Annotated in this window: 14 protein-coding genes, 2 tRNA genes and 2 pseudogenes; 5 read left to right on the top strand and 13 right to left on the bottom strand. The window is 52.4% G+C overall.

Annotated elements, in window-relative coordinates:
* The first annotated feature begins 130 nt into the window (after positions 1 to 130).
* Positions 131 to 1,240, top strand: a complete 1,110-nt coding sequence (gene apbC / locus NBZ79_RS07305) for an iron-sulfur cluster carrier protein ApbC (RefSeq protein ID WP_251936908.1) — start codon at positions 131 to 133, stop codon at positions 1,238 to 1,240.
* A gap of 36 nt (positions 1,241 to 1,276) precedes the next feature.
* Here apbC and ppdK read toward each other — a convergent pair whose 3' ends face one another.
* The 7 genes from ppdK to NBZ79_RS07270 form a co-directional block, all read right to left on the bottom strand.
* The gene (gene ppdK, locus NBZ79_RS07300; RefSeq protein WP_251936906.1) at positions 1,277 to 3,955 is read right to left on the bottom strand and encodes a pyruvate, phosphate dikinase; all 2,679 of its coding nucleotides are present in this window, start codon (positions 3,953 to 3,955) and stop codon (positions 1,277 to 1,279) included.
* Positions 3,956 to 4,011: 56 nt separating this feature from the next.
* Positions 4,012 to 6,069: a glycine--tRNA ligase subunit beta gene (gene glyS, locus NBZ79_RS07295; RefSeq protein WP_251936904.1), complete on the bottom strand. Its 2,058-nt coding sequence runs from the start codon at positions 6,067 to 6,069 to the stop codon at positions 4,012 to 4,014.
* Positions 6,070 to 6,963 (bottom strand): glycine--tRNA ligase subunit alpha, encoded by an 894-nt coding sequence (locus tag NBZ79_RS07290; RefSeq protein ID WP_251936902.1) that lies wholly within the window; start codon positions 6,961 to 6,963, stop codon positions 6,070 to 6,072.
* 86 nt (positions 6,964 to 7,049) lie between these two features.
* On the bottom strand, positions 7,050 to 7,274 hold the full coding sequence (locus NBZ79_RS07285) for a hypothetical protein (protein WP_251936900.1): 225 nt from the start codon (positions 7,272 to 7,274) through the stop codon (positions 7,050 to 7,052).
* A gap of 32 nt (positions 7,275 to 7,306) precedes the next feature.
* Positions 7,307 to 8,167, bottom strand: a complete 861-nt coding sequence (locus NBZ79_RS07280) for a S49 family peptidase (RefSeq protein ID WP_251936899.1) — start codon at positions 8,165 to 8,167, stop codon at positions 7,307 to 7,309.
* A gap of 29 nt (positions 8,168 to 8,196) precedes the next feature.
* Positions 8,197 to 8,991, bottom strand: coding sequence for a tRNA1(Val) (adenine(37)-N6)-methyltransferase (locus NBZ79_RS07275; RefSeq protein WP_251936897.1), 795 nt, complete (start codon positions 8,989 to 8,991; stop codon positions 8,197 to 8,199).
* Positions 8,988 to 9,212, bottom strand: a complete 225-nt coding sequence (locus NBZ79_RS07270; RefSeq protein ID WP_251936886.1) for a putative signal transducing protein — start codon at positions 9,210 to 9,212, stop codon at positions 8,988 to 8,990. The genes NBZ79_RS07275 and NBZ79_RS07270 overlap by 4 nt, the downstream gene beginning before the upstream one ends.
* A 138-nt stretch (positions 9,213 to 9,350) precedes the next feature.
* Here NBZ79_RS07270 and NBZ79_RS07265 point away from each other — a divergent pair, with 138 nt between their 5' ends.
* Both NBZ79_RS07265 and NBZ79_RS07260 read left to right on the top strand, forming a co-directional pair.
* Positions 9,351 to 10,373, top strand: coding sequence for a polyprenyl synthetase family protein (locus NBZ79_RS07265; protein WP_251936895.1), 1,023 nt, complete (start codon positions 9,351 to 9,353; stop codon positions 10,371 to 10,373).
* Between the two features lie 84 nt (positions 10,374 to 10,457).
* Positions 10,458 to 10,534, top strand: a tRNA-Pro gene (locus NBZ79_RS07260).
* Between the two features lie 21 nt (positions 10,535 to 10,555).
* On the opposite strand, the gene NBZ79_RS07255 is transcribed toward NBZ79_RS07260, so the two are convergent.
* From NBZ79_RS07255 to NBZ79_RS07235, 5 genes and pseudogenes are all read right to left on the bottom strand, one after another.
* Positions 10,556 to 11,452: a hypothetical protein gene (locus tag NBZ79_RS07255; protein ID WP_251936881.1), complete on the bottom strand. Its 897-nt coding sequence runs from the start codon at positions 11,450 to 11,452 to the stop codon at positions 10,556 to 10,558.
* A gap of 144 nt (positions 11,453 to 11,596) precedes the next feature.
* Positions 11,597 to 11,890 (bottom strand): annotated as a pseudogene (locus tag NBZ79_RS07250) (glycine--tRNA ligase subunit alpha); the annotation flags it as partial.
* Positions 11,891 to 12,504: 614 nt separating this feature from the next.
* Positions 12,505 to 12,780 carry a S49 family peptidase gene (locus tag NBZ79_RS07245; RefSeq protein WP_251936892.1) on the bottom strand — a complete coding sequence of 92 codons (276 nt, stop codon included), beginning with the start codon at positions 12,778 to 12,780 and terminating at the stop codon, positions 12,505 to 12,507.
* Between the two features lie 296 nt (positions 12,781 to 13,076).
* On the bottom strand, positions 13,077 to 13,913 hold the full coding sequence (locus tag NBZ79_RS07240) for a tRNA1(Val) (adenine(37)-N6)-methyltransferase (RefSeq protein WP_251936889.1): 837 nt from the start codon (positions 13,911 to 13,913) through the stop codon (positions 13,077 to 13,079).
* Entirely contained in the window at positions 13,910 to 14,134 is a 225-nt protein-coding gene (locus NBZ79_RS07235) for a putative signal transducing protein (protein WP_251936886.1), read from the bottom strand. The genes NBZ79_RS07240 and NBZ79_RS07235 overlap by 4 nt, the downstream gene beginning before the upstream one ends.
* Positions 14,135 to 14,272: 138 nt before the next feature.
* On the opposite strand from NBZ79_RS07235, the pseudogene NBZ79_RS19670 reads away from it, so the two are divergent.
* Both NBZ79_RS19670 and NBZ79_RS07220 read left to right on the top strand, forming a co-directional pair.
* A pseudogene (locus NBZ79_RS19670) lies at positions 14,273 to 15,296 on the top strand (polyprenyl synthetase family protein).
* Between the two features lie 84 nt (positions 15,297 to 15,380).
* Positions 15,381 to 15,457, top strand: a tRNA-Pro gene (locus NBZ79_RS07220).
* 21 nt (positions 15,458 to 15,478) lie between these two features.
* Here NBZ79_RS07220 and NBZ79_RS07215 read toward each other — a convergent pair.
* Positions 15,479 to 16,375: a hypothetical protein gene (locus NBZ79_RS07215; protein WP_251936881.1), complete on the bottom strand. Its 897-nt coding sequence runs from the start codon at positions 16,373 to 16,375 to the stop codon at positions 15,479 to 15,481.
* Positions 16,376 to 16,486 lie beyond the last annotated feature (111 nt).

Raw genomic sequence — 16,486 nt, 5'->3', positions numbered from 1 at the left:
GCTGATTTGCGCGTTTGCTAACTTTACGTAGTCGCGTTATATGACACCCTGCACATTTCTGCAACGTACCTACATAAGTAATTCTAAGCGTTACGCTATCCATTTTGTGTTCAAGTCGGAGTTGTCAAGCATGTCAGTGATAAATGAGCAAGTCATTCTCGGGTGTCTGGAGAAGATTATTGAGCCGAAAACCGGCAAAAACGTTGTAGAACTGGGAATTATCAGTGGTTTGGTTGTCAAAGAGGGCAATATTGGATTCGCTTTGGAAATTAACCCCGCCGATGCAAACGAGATGGAAATCGTCCGCAAGCAGTGTGAAGACGCCGTTTTTGCGCTAGATGGTGTTTCCTCCGTCAGTGCGGTTATGACCGCCGAGCAAGCGCCTGCGGCGCCAGCACAAAAAGCACCACCGCCGCAACAGCAGCAGCCTTCGCAAAAACCTGAGGTCCCCGGTGTTGCCGCAATTGTTGCCGTCGCGTCAGGCAAAGGAGGCGTCGGAAAATCAACCTGTGCCGTAAATATTGCCCTTGGTCTGCAGGCCCAGGGGTTAAACGTCGGAATGCTTGATGCAGACGTTTACGGCCCGTCCCTTCCTCGAATGCTGGGCATCTCGGGAAAGCCCGATTCTAAAGACGGCAAGAAGCTCATTCCCATGGAAAAATGGGGCTTGAAAGTCATGTCCATGGGGTTTCTGGTGGAAGAGGATACACCAATGATCTGGCGCGGCCCGATGATCATGAGCGCTCTTCAGCAAATGGTTTTTGACGTTGCCTGGGGAGAGCTGGACGTTTTGGTCGTCGATATGCCACCTGGAACGGGAGACGCACAATTGACGATGGCGCAAAAAGTTCCCCTTACCGGTGCCGTCATTATCTCTACCCCGCAAGATATCGCCTTACTTGATGCCCGCAAAGGATTGAATATGTTCAAGAAAGTTGATGTTCCCGTCATGGGTATTGTCGAAAATATGAGCTATTTCCTCTGCCCCTCCTGCGGTGAACGCTCTGATATTTTTGGTCATGGCGGTGCCCGCGAAACGGCTGCGGAACTTGGCGTGGATTTCCTCGGTGAGGTTCCTTTGCATATGGACATCCGGAAAACGTCGGATGCCGGAACACCTATTACGGTCACAGAACCTGAAAGCGCCCATGCTCAAATCTACAAGGCACTTGGCGAGCGTGTTCAAGAAAAGATCGAGGAAAATCTCGGCCAGACAGGGCCCAGAATTGTGATCGAGTAGTTAAAAAAGCCCGGTAACGCCGGGCTTTTTCTTATCTTAGGCTTCCGAGACTCTCTGCAGCCCCAGAGCCGCTTGCGCGGCCGCCAGCCGGGCGATTGGAACCCGGTAAGGTGAACAGGATACATAGTCCAGACCGATCCTCTCGCAAAAATCGATACTATTGGGGTCGCCGCCATGTTCGCCGCAAATACCAAGCTTGATATCCTCTCGCGTCTCACGGCCGCGCTTGACCGCAATTTCCACCAGTTCGCCCACGCCTTCGTGATCCAGTGAGACGAAGGGATCAATTTCATAAATCCCCTGCTCCACATAATCTTCCAGGAAGGAACCGCTGTCATCCCGGCTGATCCCATAAGTTGTCTGAGTCAAGTCATTGGTGCCAAAAGAGAAAAACTCAGCCTCTTCCGCAATATCTCCGGCGCGCAAAGCTGCTCTTGGCAGTTCAATCATGGTGCCAATCAGATAGTCAACAGACTTACCACTTTCATCCTTTACCGCCTCGGCCACGGCTTCTATTTTCTGTTTCAGGATTTCAAGCTCTCGCTTGGTTGCCACCAGGGGGATCATAATCTCCGGCACGACAGTTTCACCCAGCTCCTTCGAAATTTCTGCAGCAGCCTCAAGTATGGCGCGTGCCTGCATCTCGTAGATTTCCGGGAAAGAAATCCCTAGCCGGCACCCCCGATGCCCCAGCATGGGATTAAATTCATGTAATTGCAGTGCCCGGTGGCGAAGTTTGCCAGCATCCGCGCCAAGCGCTTCTGCCAAACTATCAATTTCTGCATCTGTTTTTGGCAGGAATTCATGCAACGGCGGATCCAAAAGCCGAATTGTCACAGGAAGACCAGCCATGATCCGGAACAGTTCAACAAAATCTGCGCGCTGTACCGGGAGAAGTTTGGCAAGGGCCTCCTGACGATCCGCCAGATCTTCGGCCAAGATCATCTGGCGGACTGCGATGATTCTATCGGCGTCAAAAAACATATGCTCGGTCCGGCAGAGACCGACACCTTCCGCCCCAAATTTCCGAGCCGTTTTCACATCCAGTGGTGTTTCCGCGTTGGTTCGCACTTTCATACGCCTGATTTCATCGGCCCAGGACATCAATTCCCCAAACTCGCCAGATAATTCCGGCATGATCATTTCAACGGAACCCAGCATGACCTCGCCACAGCCACCATCAATGGTGATTATGTCGCCCTTTTTATAGGTTTCACCCAGCACGCTTAATGTCTGGTTTTTGTAATCGATATTCAGCGCCCCGGCGCCCGATACGCAGGCGCGGCCCATGCCGCGGGCGACAACAGCTGCGTGACTGGTCATACCGCCACGGCTGGTCAGGATACCTTTCGCCGCATGCATACCGTGGATATCCTCGGGGCTCGTCTCCACCCGCACCAAAATAACCGATTTGCCATCGCTTGCGAGTTTTTCGGCTTCATCACTATCGAAGACAATCTCGCCAGAGGCGGCGCCAGGACTTGCCGGTAGACCGCGCGCAATAATGTTGCGCTCCGCAGTCGGGTCCAACGTTGGATGCAGCAATTGATCAAGGGAGGCCGGATCAATTCTTTTAATGGCTTCTTCTTTATCGATAAGCCCCTCATCAACCATATCTATGGCAATTTTTAGAGCGGCTTTCGCTGTCCGCTTGCCCGAGCGGGTTTGCAGCATCCAGAGTTTCCCCTGCTGCACCGTAAACTCGATATCCTGCATATCCCGATAGTGAGCTTCAAGGCGCTTATACACATCCACCAGCTGCCCATAGACTTCGGGGAATATCTCTTCCATGGAAAGCGCATCGGCGCCGGCGTCCAATCGGGACTGTTTTGTCAGATTTTGCGGCGTCCGGATACCGGCAACGACGTCCTCACCTTGCGCGTTGACCAGAAATTCACCGTAAAACATTTTCACGCCCGTTGAGGGATCGCGGGTGAACGCAACTCCGGTTGCGCTATCATCGCCCATATTGCCAAAAACCATGGCCTGAACATTCACTGCTGTTCCCCAGCTCGCCGGGATTTCATGCAAACGGCGATAGGTAATCGCCCGCTGGTTCATCCACGAGCCGAACACCGCGCCGATAGCGCCCCATAACTGATCTTGCACATTCTGCGGGAACGGCCGTCCGAGTTCTTCCTCAACTTTGGATTTGTAGCGCCCGACAAGCACTTCCCAGTCGTCCGCCTGCAAATCGGTATCGAGAAAATACCCGTTTTCCTCCTTCAGAATTTCCAGCAGTTCTTCGAAGTGATAATGATCTACACCGAGAACCACATCAGAATACATCTGGATAAACCGGCGGTAACTGTCATAGGCAAAACGCTTGTCCCCGCTTTGTTTTTCCAGTCCGGCGACAGTTTCATCATTGAGGCCCAAATTCAGGACCGTATCCATCATGCCCGGCATTGACGCCCGGGCACCGGACCGGACGGAGACCAGTAGAGGTTGCTCAGGATTACCAAAACCGCCCCCCACCGATTGCTCGATTTGCGCAATGGCATCACCGACCTGTTGGTCCAGGGTATCGGGATAGGTTTCATTCTGCTCGAGATATGCCGTACAAACATCAGTCGTCAGCGTAAAACCCGAGGGTACCGGCAAGCCGAGGTTGCTCATTTCCGCCAGATTTGCGCCCTTGCCACCTAGGAGGTTCCGCATCTCCGCTGTGCCGTCTGCCTTGCCATCGCCAAAAGAATATACCCACTTTGTCATTTCAAACTCTACTTTCAGGTTTCGAATACGTCATATCTAAATGGTAAAGGTAAATTTTAGCCTTCAATTTTTGACAGATCCGCCAAGTTATCTAAAAGGTTGCGAATGCCGGAAAGCAATCGTAACCGGTTCGATCGAATACCCGGATCCTCGGCATTGACTGTCACTTTCTCGAAGAAATCGTCTACGGGTTTTCGAAGCGTTGCAGCCGCAATTCCAGCCGCTTCAAATTCATCATGATTGATCGACCCGGAAACCAAGCCGCTGACCGTGTCAAGGCGCTCCGCCAAGGTAATTTCCGCCTCTTCTGAAAGCAGGCTGTTGTCGATATCCTGATTAAAGGACTGCCCATCTTTCTTCTCTTCTATCCGCAGGATATTGGCAGCGCGGCGGTACGCCACCAATAAATTCGCGCCATCATCTGAGACAAGAAAGCTCGACAAAGCGTCCACTTGCGCCATCAGCCGGACAAGATCACTAATGCCGCCCCGTGCAAAAACCGCGGCGATATAATCGTGGCGGACATTCTGTTCCTTCAAATGAACTTTCAAGCGATCGGCAAAGAACCCGAGCAGGTCATTTGCATCCAGGCTGTCAGAAACATCTTGCAAGCCATTGGACCGGTTAAAGATTTCCAACAGCGGCAAACGAAGGTTATTCTCGAGCACCAGCCGGATCACGCCTAAGGCCGCCCGGCGCAACGCGTAAGGATCCTTTGAGCCTGTCGGTTTCTCGTCGATGGCAAAGAAACCCACAAGGGTATCAATTTTATCGGCCAGAGCGACAACGACACTTGTCGGGTCAGAAGGACAGTTATCTTTCGGACCCAGGGGCGAGTAATGCTCTTCAATGGCCTTGGCAACCGCCGCATCCTCTCCATCATGTTCCGCATAATATCGTCCCATGAGGCCTTGCAAATCCGCAAACTCACCGACCATTTCCGTCGAAAGATCGGCTTTCGCCAACAAAGCCGCCCGGGCACAGAGAACCGGATCCGCGCCCGGCACAAACGGCGCAATAGCCGCACAGAGGTCCGCAACCCGGGAAACTTTTTGCCGGACAGTCCCAAGCTTCGCGTGAAAGATAATATTCTCCAGCTGGTCAACCCGGCTTTCAAGGGTGTGCTTCCGATCCAGGTCCCAGAAGAACTTGGCATCGGCAAGCCGCGCACTCAGGACACGTTCGTTCCCGGCAACAATTTGCACACCGCCATCCTCAGCCCGCAAATTTGCGACCACAATAAACCGCGGCGCCATTTTACCTGTGTCGTCCTGAACCGAAAAATATTTCTGATGACTGCGCATGGCGGAAATCAGCGCCTCTTGCGGGACGTCCATAAACTGCGCGTCAATTGACCCGATGAGACTTTCCGGCCATTCAACCAATCCCGCCACTTCACTGATAAGGGCCGGATCGTCAATAAGGGTCAAGCCTTCCTCACGCGCCAGCCGGGTTGCATCCTGTTCAATAATGGCGCGCCGTTCCGCCGCGTCCAGAACCACAAATGCAGTCTTCAGTTTTATCCGATAATCAGCAAAATCTTTAATTTCCACGGCTTCCGGAGCCATAAAACGATGGCCAAATGTCTGGTTATTTGCCGTGATATGCTCCCAGGCGAAGGGCACAGCAGCCCCGTCAAACAAACACAGGATATTATGCAGCGGACGGACCCAGCGCGCCTCGTAACTTCCCCATTTCATCGGCTTTGGCCAATGCAGCGCGGAAATGGCGGAGGTGAGAAGATCCGGCAAAACATCGATCGTGTTTCGCCCCTTGGTCTCAATCACGGCATAATAAAAATGTCCCTTTTCGGTCTCGCGTTCTTCCAGCTGGTCGCGGTTCAGATTTGCGGATTTTAAAAACCCGTCCACGGCCTTGTCCGGCGCACCCACACGGGGCCCGCGCCGTTCTTCGGATACATCCGGTTGGGCGGTTGGCAATCCCTCAACAACCACTGTCAACCGGCGCGCGGTTACATATCCCGTGGCACTGTCGAAAGTAAGACCCGCCGCCGACAAGCCGTCGCCCACCAGTTTTGCCAGATCCGCGGCCGCCTTATTCTGCATGCGTGCCGGAATTTCCTCAGAGAACAGCTCCAATAGCAATTCAGCCATTTACACGTCCTCCGTCAGATGTCCACGGCCCCGCAGCCATTGCGCCGCACAGCCTTTGGCAAGCGCCCGCACCCGGCCGATATAGGCGGCCCGCTCCGTCACGCTGATAACCCCCCGCGCATCCAGGAGGTTAAACACATGGCTGGCTTTCATGCATTGATCATACGCTGGCAAGGCGAGACCCGCGTCCAGGATTTCCTGACATTGAACTTCGGCATCTTTAAAATGCTGCAACAGGATGTCGACATTTGAATGCTCGAAATTATAAGCGGAAAATTCCTGCTCATTTTGCAAGAACACATCACCATAGGTCACACCGTCGTTGTTCCAGGCAAGATCATACATGCGATCAACGCCCTGCACATACATGGCAAGACGCTCCAATCCATAGGTAAGCTCTCCGGAAACCGGATTACATTCAAACCCGCCGACTTGCTGGAAAAAGGTAAATTGGCTGACTTCCATGCCATCACACCAGACTTCCCAGCCCAATCCCCAGGCACCCAGGGTCGGGCTTTCCCAATCATCTTCGACGAACCGGATATCATGAGATTTAGGATCGATCCCCAGCGCATAGATACTTTCCAGGTAGAGTTGCTGGATATTGTCCGGGGACGGCTTCAGCAGAACCTGAAACTGATAATAATGCTGACCGCGGTTCGGGTTTTCCCCATAGCGTCCATCGGTTGGACGGCGGGACGGCTGAACATAGGCTGCATTCCAGGGCTCGGGTCCCAGGGATCGTAAGGTTGTTGCAGGATGAAAAGTTCCGGCGCCCACTTCCAAATCATAGGGTTGCAGAATGACGCATCCCTTTTCAGACCAGAAATGTTGTAATGTCAGGATCAGGTCCTGAAAAGAAGTTGACGGCGAAGACGCCACATTATTCGCCATAATACTGACCATAGACTGATTGTTGATATGTGCGCCGCAACATAAGGGTCAGGCTGGCTGCGGTCAACCGGCATCGAAACCGGGGATTATTTTCCGCTTTTGCACCTATGTTCTGACAGGTCCGCAACGAAGGAGCCACAGTCCGGGCATTCCTCCAGATCGAGCATTTTGTCCGACGAGCGGCCTTTGAATTCCGCGTTCTTTTTATTCTTTTGCAGGTTCGGCGCAATGGTAGAGCGATAGAATTTATGGCCGAAATAAACCAGCGCGATGGCCACCACGATAAAAATGATTTTAGTCGGTGAGAACATCTAGTGACCTATCCTTTGTAAACAGGCGCGAATCATAATCCGAACCGAGCCCAGGCCGCCTGATTTTTTATGGCGGCAATAAATGTCTCCACCGCGTCTTCACCAACGGAGGCACCAAGGCCCAATTTTCGCTGCAGGAACCCCTGCCGGCCTTCAAATCGTTTGAACTTGACTTTCTCGCCATATTTCTCGCGCATAAAGGATCGAATATCGGCAATACCATCGACCAGCCCCAGCTCGACCGCTTTCGGACCTGTCCAGACGTCGCCTGAAAACAGCTCTTTGTCTTTGCGTTTTTTCAATCGATCACCGCGCCGGTTTTTGACAAGATCTTTAAAACTTTCATGGATTTCCGTTTGGATTTTTTTAAGCCAGACAACATCTTCTTCTTTTTCGGGGCTGAACGGGTCCAGCTTCATCTTGTTTTCGCCGGCTGAATAGGCCCGCCGTTCAACACCCACCTTTTCCAGCAACGCCGTAAACCCGAAGCCGGCAGAGACGACACCAATCGATCCAACCACTGAATTCTGGTTGACATAAATTTCATCGGCACAAAGCCCGAGCCAATATCCGCCGGACGCCATGACATCTTCGGCAAAGGCATAAACCGGAATCTCTTTTTCATCGGCCAGTTGACGGATGCGATCAAAAATCAAGGAGGATTGCACAGGTGAGCCACCGGGCGAATTTATCGGCAACGCAACAGCACTCAGGTTTTTTGTCGCGAAAGCATTTTCAATTTTCTCCGCCATGCCAGACAGATTAAGGTTTTCCCCGCGCAGCTTGCTCCCGCCCGACGCAATCACGCCATAAAGGGGAAGGACGGCCACAACGGGCGATTTGTCGACAAACCGTTTCAGCGGCGTCTTGGCTATTAATTCAGATATTTTCATGAGCGTTAAAGTAAGGATTTGATCTGTATCTACAAGTATTTTCGACTCGTCGCATGATTAAGAGAGGCCCCGTGACGCAAAATCAACTCAGCCGGATGGGTAGGTAACCCGTCCCCATCGTGAAGGATCAGACCGTTTTTGAGCTCCAGAGGGCCCTTCCCCCCCTTGAGAGCCTGGACAATCACCCGTTTCGCGGAACTCTCCGCATCCGGCCAGAGCGGTATCACGCGCAGACTGCCACATTGCCCGGACAATACCGATAGAATCTCCGCCAGTCGATCCGTCCGGTGAATGACGGTTACCTTACCTTTCGATCTCACCCGGGCCACACAAAATTGCAACCAGGCGGCAAGATCCACGTTGCTTTCAATATGAGCGAGCGTCTTCGTCGTGCTTTGCGCCGATTGAGCCCGGCCCTTTTCATAGAAAGGGGGATTTGTAATGACGTGATCAAAACCTGCTTCGAGAAAGGGCTTGTTGTCCGGCCCCTGTATCTTTCGAAAAACAGTCCGATCCGCCATATCAGCCCGCAATATATGCGTTCGGGCAGACAAGTCGTTCAGCGCTGCATTTTCCCGGCCCAGTTCCGCAAGATCCGGCTGCACCTCAAGCCCCCATAAGGTAGCTTCGGGCAATCGGTGCAGAAGGCACAGTCCCGCCGTGCCGACACCGCAGCCCACATCAAGAACAGAAATCGCGCCGGTCGTCTCCACCGCCGAGGCCAGTAAAACAGCGTCAGATCCTGCGCGAAAGCCGTTATGGGGTTGTTTTATCTTTAATTTATTACCCAAAAAGCCGTCAATTGTTATCTGCAATCCGGTCATTTTTCGCTAATTTCATCCGCCAGGTCCAGGTCTTTCAGAACCCGCTTCGCCTGCGTTATATTCTCTGACAGAACCATCACCCGTTTCTGGATTGCGCCAATACTGCCTTCCAGAATGGAGGTATGCTCATCAAGCACCACAGCCTCGATTTCCTCATCCGCCAATATTGCGAGAATATAGGAAATCAGCACGGGATCATTGCTCCGTATTAACTCTTCCACAGGGCCTGTGCTCCTCCTCATTGATCCGGGCAGACATAAATTGACGCTTGCCGCTGGCTGTTACTTGACCGGGCTTGATCTTAAGCTATGCTCACCCCAAATCAAAGTCCTAAGCATGTCTAGTGGAACGAGGCGAACGTGGCGGTTATTGTCAATATAGAAGAGCGCAAAAATCAGCAAGGCAAAGCATCTTTGCAGCCCTTGATGGATCTGGTGCAGGCGGATCTGGAAGAAACCAACCAGATTATCCTCAACCGCATGCATAGTGAGGTTGAGTTGATCCCGACATTGGCCAAGCACCTGATTGCGGCAGGCGGCAAGAGATTGCGCCCTGTGCTGACACTGGGTGCCGCCAACCTGTGCGGATATGAAGGGGATCGGGCCAAGAAGCTTGCAGCTTGTGTCGAGTTTATACATACGGCAACCCTCCTGCATGATGATGTGGTGGATGAAAGCGATTTGCGCCGTGGGAATGAAACGGCCAATGTTTTGTGGGGCAACCAGGCCAGTGTTCTTGTCGGTGATTTCCTGTTCAGCCGGTCCTTCCAGCTGATGGTTGAAGACGGCTCGCTTGAGGTTCTCGCCATTCTGTCCAATGCATCGGCCGTGATCGCCGAAGGCGAAGTAATGCAGCTGATGAATATCGGGGACACCAACACCACCGAAGACAGTTACCTGCAGGTCATTGCGTCAAAAACCGCGGCGCTGTTTGCAGCGGCCTGCCAGGTTGGCGCCGTCGTCGCCGATCGCCCGAAAGCCGAAGCTGACGCGCTCGCAAGTTACGGGCGTAACCTTGGTATCGCCTTTCAGCTGGTCGATGACGCACTGGATTATTCTGCCGAGCAGCAGTCTTTGGGTAAAGCCATTGGCGATGACTTCCGCGAAGGAAAAGTCACCCTACCCCTGCTTCTCGCTTTCCGGCGTGGCAATGAAGAGGAACGCGCCTTTTGGAAAAAAGTTGTCGAAGGCGGCGACCAGCAGGACGGCGACCTTGAAACGGCGCTTGAGATCATCCAAAAACATACGGCACTGGAAGATACAATAGAGCGGGCCCGGCATTATGGCGCCATGGCCAAGGATGCCCTGGGAATTTTCCCCGACAGCGGCATCAAAACCGCCCTTCAGGATGCGGTGGATTTTTCCATCGAGCGCGCCTATTAAACGACGGTCACACCCCATTTCTCCCTTGCGAAGAGCGCAAGTTTGGGCGTATAAAACGCGTCTATTGGCAGACCTGCCACCGGTCGGGGCGTAGCGCAGCCTGGTAGCGCACATTGTTCGGAACGATGGGGTCGGAGGTTCGAATCCTCTCGCCCCGACCAATTTCCACAGGCCCTTATCGACTAGTTATTCCCGCTGAAGGCGGGGATGTCGTCGGTGAACAGAAATTCAGCATTTATATATTGCAGTATAAGTTCGGTTTTCGCAGGATTTACATCGGACTTCAATAAAGCTTCGAACAGCATTTTCCGGCGCTGCCCAATGTTGCCGATATTATTCACAACCTGATATTTATACAGCATCAACGGGAAGGTGTAATCGTTGGCGAGCGGTGGGCCGAGTGTGTTCCAGGCAAGCCTGTTGACGGCGTTACCGTTAAAGGTCACATCTTTCGGTATTCGCCATTCCGTGCCATCGGAATCCAGAAAGCCGTACCCAGCCAATGTGGTCACCGTATATCTCTTGGAGGTCGCCGACGCCAGGGGGTCGCCAATGACCTTTGTCGATGGCAGGGCTGCGATCACATCATAAGGCGTGCCGGTGGCCTCCTGCCAGGTTGCGCTGAAGGTCTTGCTGGATATCGGCGCTCCCCGCGACATCTCGGAAATCTGTTTATAATTCTCCGGCAATGTTCCCTGCTCGATCCCGGAATCTATGACGGTTTGGCGGGTGGACGCCGCTTGCGCCGCGACATAGTCACTTTCAGATTGCTCTGATAACACGGCAAGAAGCTCCGCCCGTGTTGTGGTCTCCGGAATACTCCGTATCAAGGCAATGAGAACACGTCCATGGGCATCAGATTGATTGGAGTCAGACAGATAGTTGGTTGTTTTCTCGTAAACTATCTTAATTTGCTCGAAGCCGAATTTACTGGCTGCCAGTTCTGCTTCAATCGCTTTCAATTGGGCGCTGTTACTACTTGTATTGATGCCATTCCAGATTGTCAGGCCGGAAATCACCAAACCAATTACCGGCGTCGCGATCCCAATAACAATTTTGTTCCAGGTATCAAGGGTCATCTGCCGCTCCTTTTCCGATCATTTCCCTTTATATTACAATATACTAATTATACTATCTGGAGCGCAGCAAATCCAATTTCTATTTTGTCACACGAAACTCCTACCTACATTCCCTTTTTCCCAAGGCAACATTCACGAACTCAGGATATTGTCCGGGGACGGCTTCAGCAGAACCTGAAACTGATAATAATGCTGACCGCGGTTCGGGTTTTCCCCATAGCGTCCATCGGTTGGACGGCGGGACGGCTGAACATAGGCTGCATTCCAGGGCTCGGGTCCCAGGGATCGTAAGGTTGTTGCAGGATGAAAAGTTCCGGCGCCCACTTCCAAATCATAGGGTTGCAGAATGACGCATCCCTTTTCAGACCAGAAATGTTGTAATGTCAGGATCAGGTCCTGAAAAGAAGTTGACGGCGAAGACGCCACATTATTCGCCATAATACTGACCATAGACTGATTGTTGATATGTGCGCCGCAACATAAGGGTCAGGCTGGCTGCGGTCAACCGGCATCGAAACCGGGGATTATTTCCGCTTTTGCACCTATGTTCTGACAGGTCCGCAACGAAGGAGCCACAGTCCGGGCATTCCTCCAGATCGAGCATTTTGTCCGACGAGCGGCCTTTGAATTCCGCGTTCTTTTTATTCTTTTGCAGGTCGGCGCAATGGTAGAGCGATAGAATTTATGGCCGAAATAAACCAGCGCGATGGCCACCACGATAAAATGATTTTAGTCGGTGAGAACATCTAGTGACCTATCCTTTGTAAACAGGCGCGAATCATAATCCGAACCGAGCCCAGGCCGCCTGATTTTTTATGGCGGCAATAATGTCTCCACCGCGTCTTCACCAACGGAGGCACCAAGGCCCAATTTTCGCTGCAGGAACCCCTGCGGCCTTCAAATCGTTTGAACTTGACTTTCTCGCCATATTTCTCGCGCATAAAGGATCGAATATCGGCAATACCATCGACCAGCCCCAGCTCGACCGCTTTCGGACCTGTCCAGACGTCCCGCCTGAAAACAGCTCTTTGTCTTTGCGTTTTTTCAATCGATCACCGCGCCGGTTTTGACAAGATCTTTAAAACTTTCATGGATTTCCGTTTGGATTTTTTAAGCCAGACAACATCTTCTTCTTTTTCGGGGCTGAACGGGTCCAGCTTCATCTTGTTTTCGCCGGCTGAATAGGCCCGCCGTTCACACCCACCTTTTCCAGCAAACGCCGTAAACCCGAAGCCGGCAGAGACGACACCAATCGATCCAACCACTGAATTCTGGTTGACATAAATTTCATCGGCACAAAGCCCGAGCCAATATCCGCCGGACGCCATGACATCTTCGGCAAAGGCATAAACCGGAATCTCTTTTTCATCGGCCAGTTGACGGAAATGCGATCAAAAATCAAGGAGGATTGCACAGGTGAGCCACCGGGCGAATTTATCGGCAACGCAACAGCACTCAGGTTTTTTGTCGCGAAAGCATTTTCAATTTTCTCCGCCATGCCAGACAGATTAAGGTTTTCCCGCGCAGCTTGCTCCCGCCCGACGCAATCACGCCATAAAGGGGAAGGACGGCCACAACGGGCGATTTGTCGACAAACCGTTTCAGCGGCGTCTTGGCTATTAATTCAGATATTTTCATGAGCGTTAAAGTAAGGATTTGATCTGTATCTACAAGTATTTTCGACTCGTCGCATGATTAAGAGAGGCCCGTGACGCAAAATCAACTCAGCCGGATGGGTAGGTAACCCGTCCCCATCGTGAAGGATCAGACCGTTTTTGAGCTCCAGAGGGCCCTTCCCCCCCTTGAGAGCCTGGACAATCACCCGTTTCGCGGAACTCTCCGCATCCGGCCAGAGCGGTATCACGCGCAGACTGCCACATTGCCCGGACAATACCGATAGAATCTCCGCCAGTCGATCCGTCCGGTGAATGACGGTTACCTTACCTTTCGATCTCACCCGGGCCACACAAAATTGCAACCAGGCGGCAAGATCCACGTTGCTTTCAATATGAGCGAGCGTCTTCGTCGTGCTTTGCGCCGATTGAGCCCGGCCCTTTTCATAGAAAGGGGGATTTGTAATGACGTGATCAAAACCTGCTTCGAGAAAGGGCTTGTTGTCCGGCCCCTGTATCTTTCGAAAAACAGTCCGATCCGCCATATCAGCCCGCAATATATGCGTTCGGGCAGACAAGTCGTTCAGCGCTGCATTTTCCCGGCCCAGTTCCGCAAGATCCGGCTGCACCTCAAGCCCCCATAAGGTAGCTTCGGGCAATCGGTGCAGAAGGCACAGTCCCGCCGTGCCGACACCGCAGCCCACATCAAGAACAGAAATCGCGCCGGTCGTCTCCACCGCCGAGGCCAGTAAAACAGCGTCAGATCCTGCGCGAAAGCCGTTATGGGGTTGTTTTATCTTTAATTTATTACCCAAAAAGCCGTCAATTGTTATCTGCAATCCGGTCATTTTTCGCTAATTTCATCCGCCAGGTCCAGGTCTTTCAGAACCCGCTTCGCCTGCGTTATATTCTCTGACAGAACCATCACCCGTTTCTGGATTGCGCCAATACTGCCTTCCAGAATGGAGGTATGCTCATCAAGCACCACAGCCTCGATTTCCTCATCCGCCAATATTGCGAGAATATAGGAAATCAGCACGGGATCATTGCTCCGTATTAACTCTTCCACAGGGCCTGTGCTCCTCCTCATTGATCCGGGCAGACATAAATTGACGCTTGCCGCTGGCTGTTACTTGACCGGGCTTGATCTTAAGCTATGCTCACCCCAAATCAAAGTCCTAAGCATGTCTAGTGGAACGAGGCGAACGTGGCGGTTATTGTCAATATAGAAGAGCGCAAAAATCAGCAAGGCAAAGCATCTTTGCAGCCCTTGATGGATCTGGTGCAGGCGGATCTGGAAGAAACCAACCAGATTATCCTCAACCGCATGCATAGTGAGGTTGAGTTGATCCCGACATTGGCCAAGCACCTGATTGCGGCAGGCGGCAAGAGATTGCGCCCTGTGCTGACACTGGGTGCCGCCAACCTGTGCGGATATGAAGGGGATCGGGCCAAGAAGCTTGCAGCTTGTGTCGAGTTTATACATACGGCAACCCTCCTGCATGATGATGTGGTGGATGAAAGCGATTTGCGCCGTGGGAATGAAACGGCCAATGTTTTGTGGGGCAACCAGGCCAGTGTTCTTGTCGGTGATTTCCTGTTCAGCCGGTCCTTCCAGCTGATGGTTGAAGACGGCTCGCTTGAGGTTCTCGCCATTCTGTCCAATGCATCGGCCCGTGATCGCCGAAGGCGAAGTAATGCAGCTGATGAATATCGGGGACACCAACACCACCGAAGACAGTTACCTGCAGGTCATTGCGTCAAAAACCGCGGCGCTGTTTGCAGCGGCCTGCCAGGTTGGCGCCGTCGTCGCCGATCGCCCGAAAGCCGAAGCTGACGCGCTCGCAAGTTACGGGCGTAACCTTGGTATCGCCTTTCAGCTGGTCGATGACGCACTGGATTATTCTGCCGAGCAGCAGTCTTTGGGTAAAGCCATTGGCGATGACTTCCGCGAAGGAAAAGTCACCCTACCCCTGCTTCTCGCTTTCCGGCGTGGCAATGAAGAGGAACGCGCCTTTTGGAAAAAAGTTGTCGAAGGCGGCGACCAGCAGGACGGCGACCTTGAAACGGCGCTTGAGATCATCCAAAAACATACGGCACTGGAAGATACAATAGAGCGGGCCCGGCATTATGGCGCCATGGCCAAGGATGCCCTGGGAATTTTCCCCGACAGCGGCATCAAAACCGCCCTTCAGGATGCGGTGGATTTTTCCATCGAGCGCGCCTATTAAACGACGGTCACACCCCATTTCTCCCTTGCGAAGAGCGCAAGTTTGGGCGTATAAAACGCGTCTATTGGCAGACCTGCCACCGGTCGGGGCGTAGCGCAGCCTGGTAGCGCACATTGTTCGGAACGATGGGGTCGGAGGTTCGAATCCTCTCGCCCCGACCAATTTCCACAGGCCCTTATCGACTAGTTATTCCCGCTGAAGGCGGGGATGTCGTCGGTGAACAGAAATTCAGCATTTATATATTGCAGTATAAGTTCGGTTTTCGCAGGATTTACATCGGACTTCAATAAAGCTTCGAACAGCATTTTCCGGCGCTGCCCAATGTTGCCGATATTATTCACAACCTGATATTTATACAGCATCAACGGGAAGGTGTAATCGTTGGCGAGCGGTGGGCCGAGTGTGTTCCAGGCAAGCCTGTTGACGGCGTTACCGTTAAAGGTCACATCTTTCGGTATTCGCCATTCCGTGCCATCGGAATCCAGAAAGCCGTACCCAGCCAATGTGGTCACCGTATATCTCTTGGAGGTCGCCGACGCCAGGGGGTCGCCAATGACCTTTGTCGATGGCAGGGCTGCGATCACATCATAAGGCGTGCCGGTGGCCTCCTGCCAGGTTGCGCTGAAGGTCTTGCTGGATATCGGCGCTCCCCGCGACATCTCGGAAATCTGTTTATAATTCTCCGGCAATGTTCCCTGCTCGATCCCGGAATCTATGACGGTTTGGCGGGTGGACGCCGCTTGCGCCGCGACATAGTCACTTTCAGATTGCTCTGATAACACGGCAAGAAGCTCCGCCCGTGTTGTGGTCTCCGGAATACTCCGTATCAAGGCAATGAGAACACGTCCATGGGCATCAGATTGATTGGAGTCAGACAGATAGTTGGTTGTTTTCTCGTAAACTATCTTAATTTGCTCGAAGCCGAATTTACTGGCTGCCAGTTCTGCTTCAATCGCTTTCAATTGGGCGCTGTTACTACTTGTATTGATGCCATTCCAGATTGTCAGGCCGGAAATCACCAAACCAATTACCGGCGTCGCGATCCCAATAACAATTTTGTTCCAGGTATCAAGGGTCATCTGCCGCTCCTTTTCCGATCATTTCCCTTTATATTACAATATACTAATTATACTATCTGGAGCGCAGCAAATCCAATTTCTATTTTGTCACACGAAACTCCTACCTACATT

This window comes from Sneathiella marina (genome assembly GCF_023746535.1).
GTDB lineage: Bacteria > Pseudomonadota > Alphaproteobacteria > Sneathiellales > Sneathiellaceae > Sneathiella > Sneathiella marina.
The sequence above is the reverse complement of the archived record's forward strand: the minus strand, read 5'-3'. Positions and strand labels throughout refer to the sequence as shown.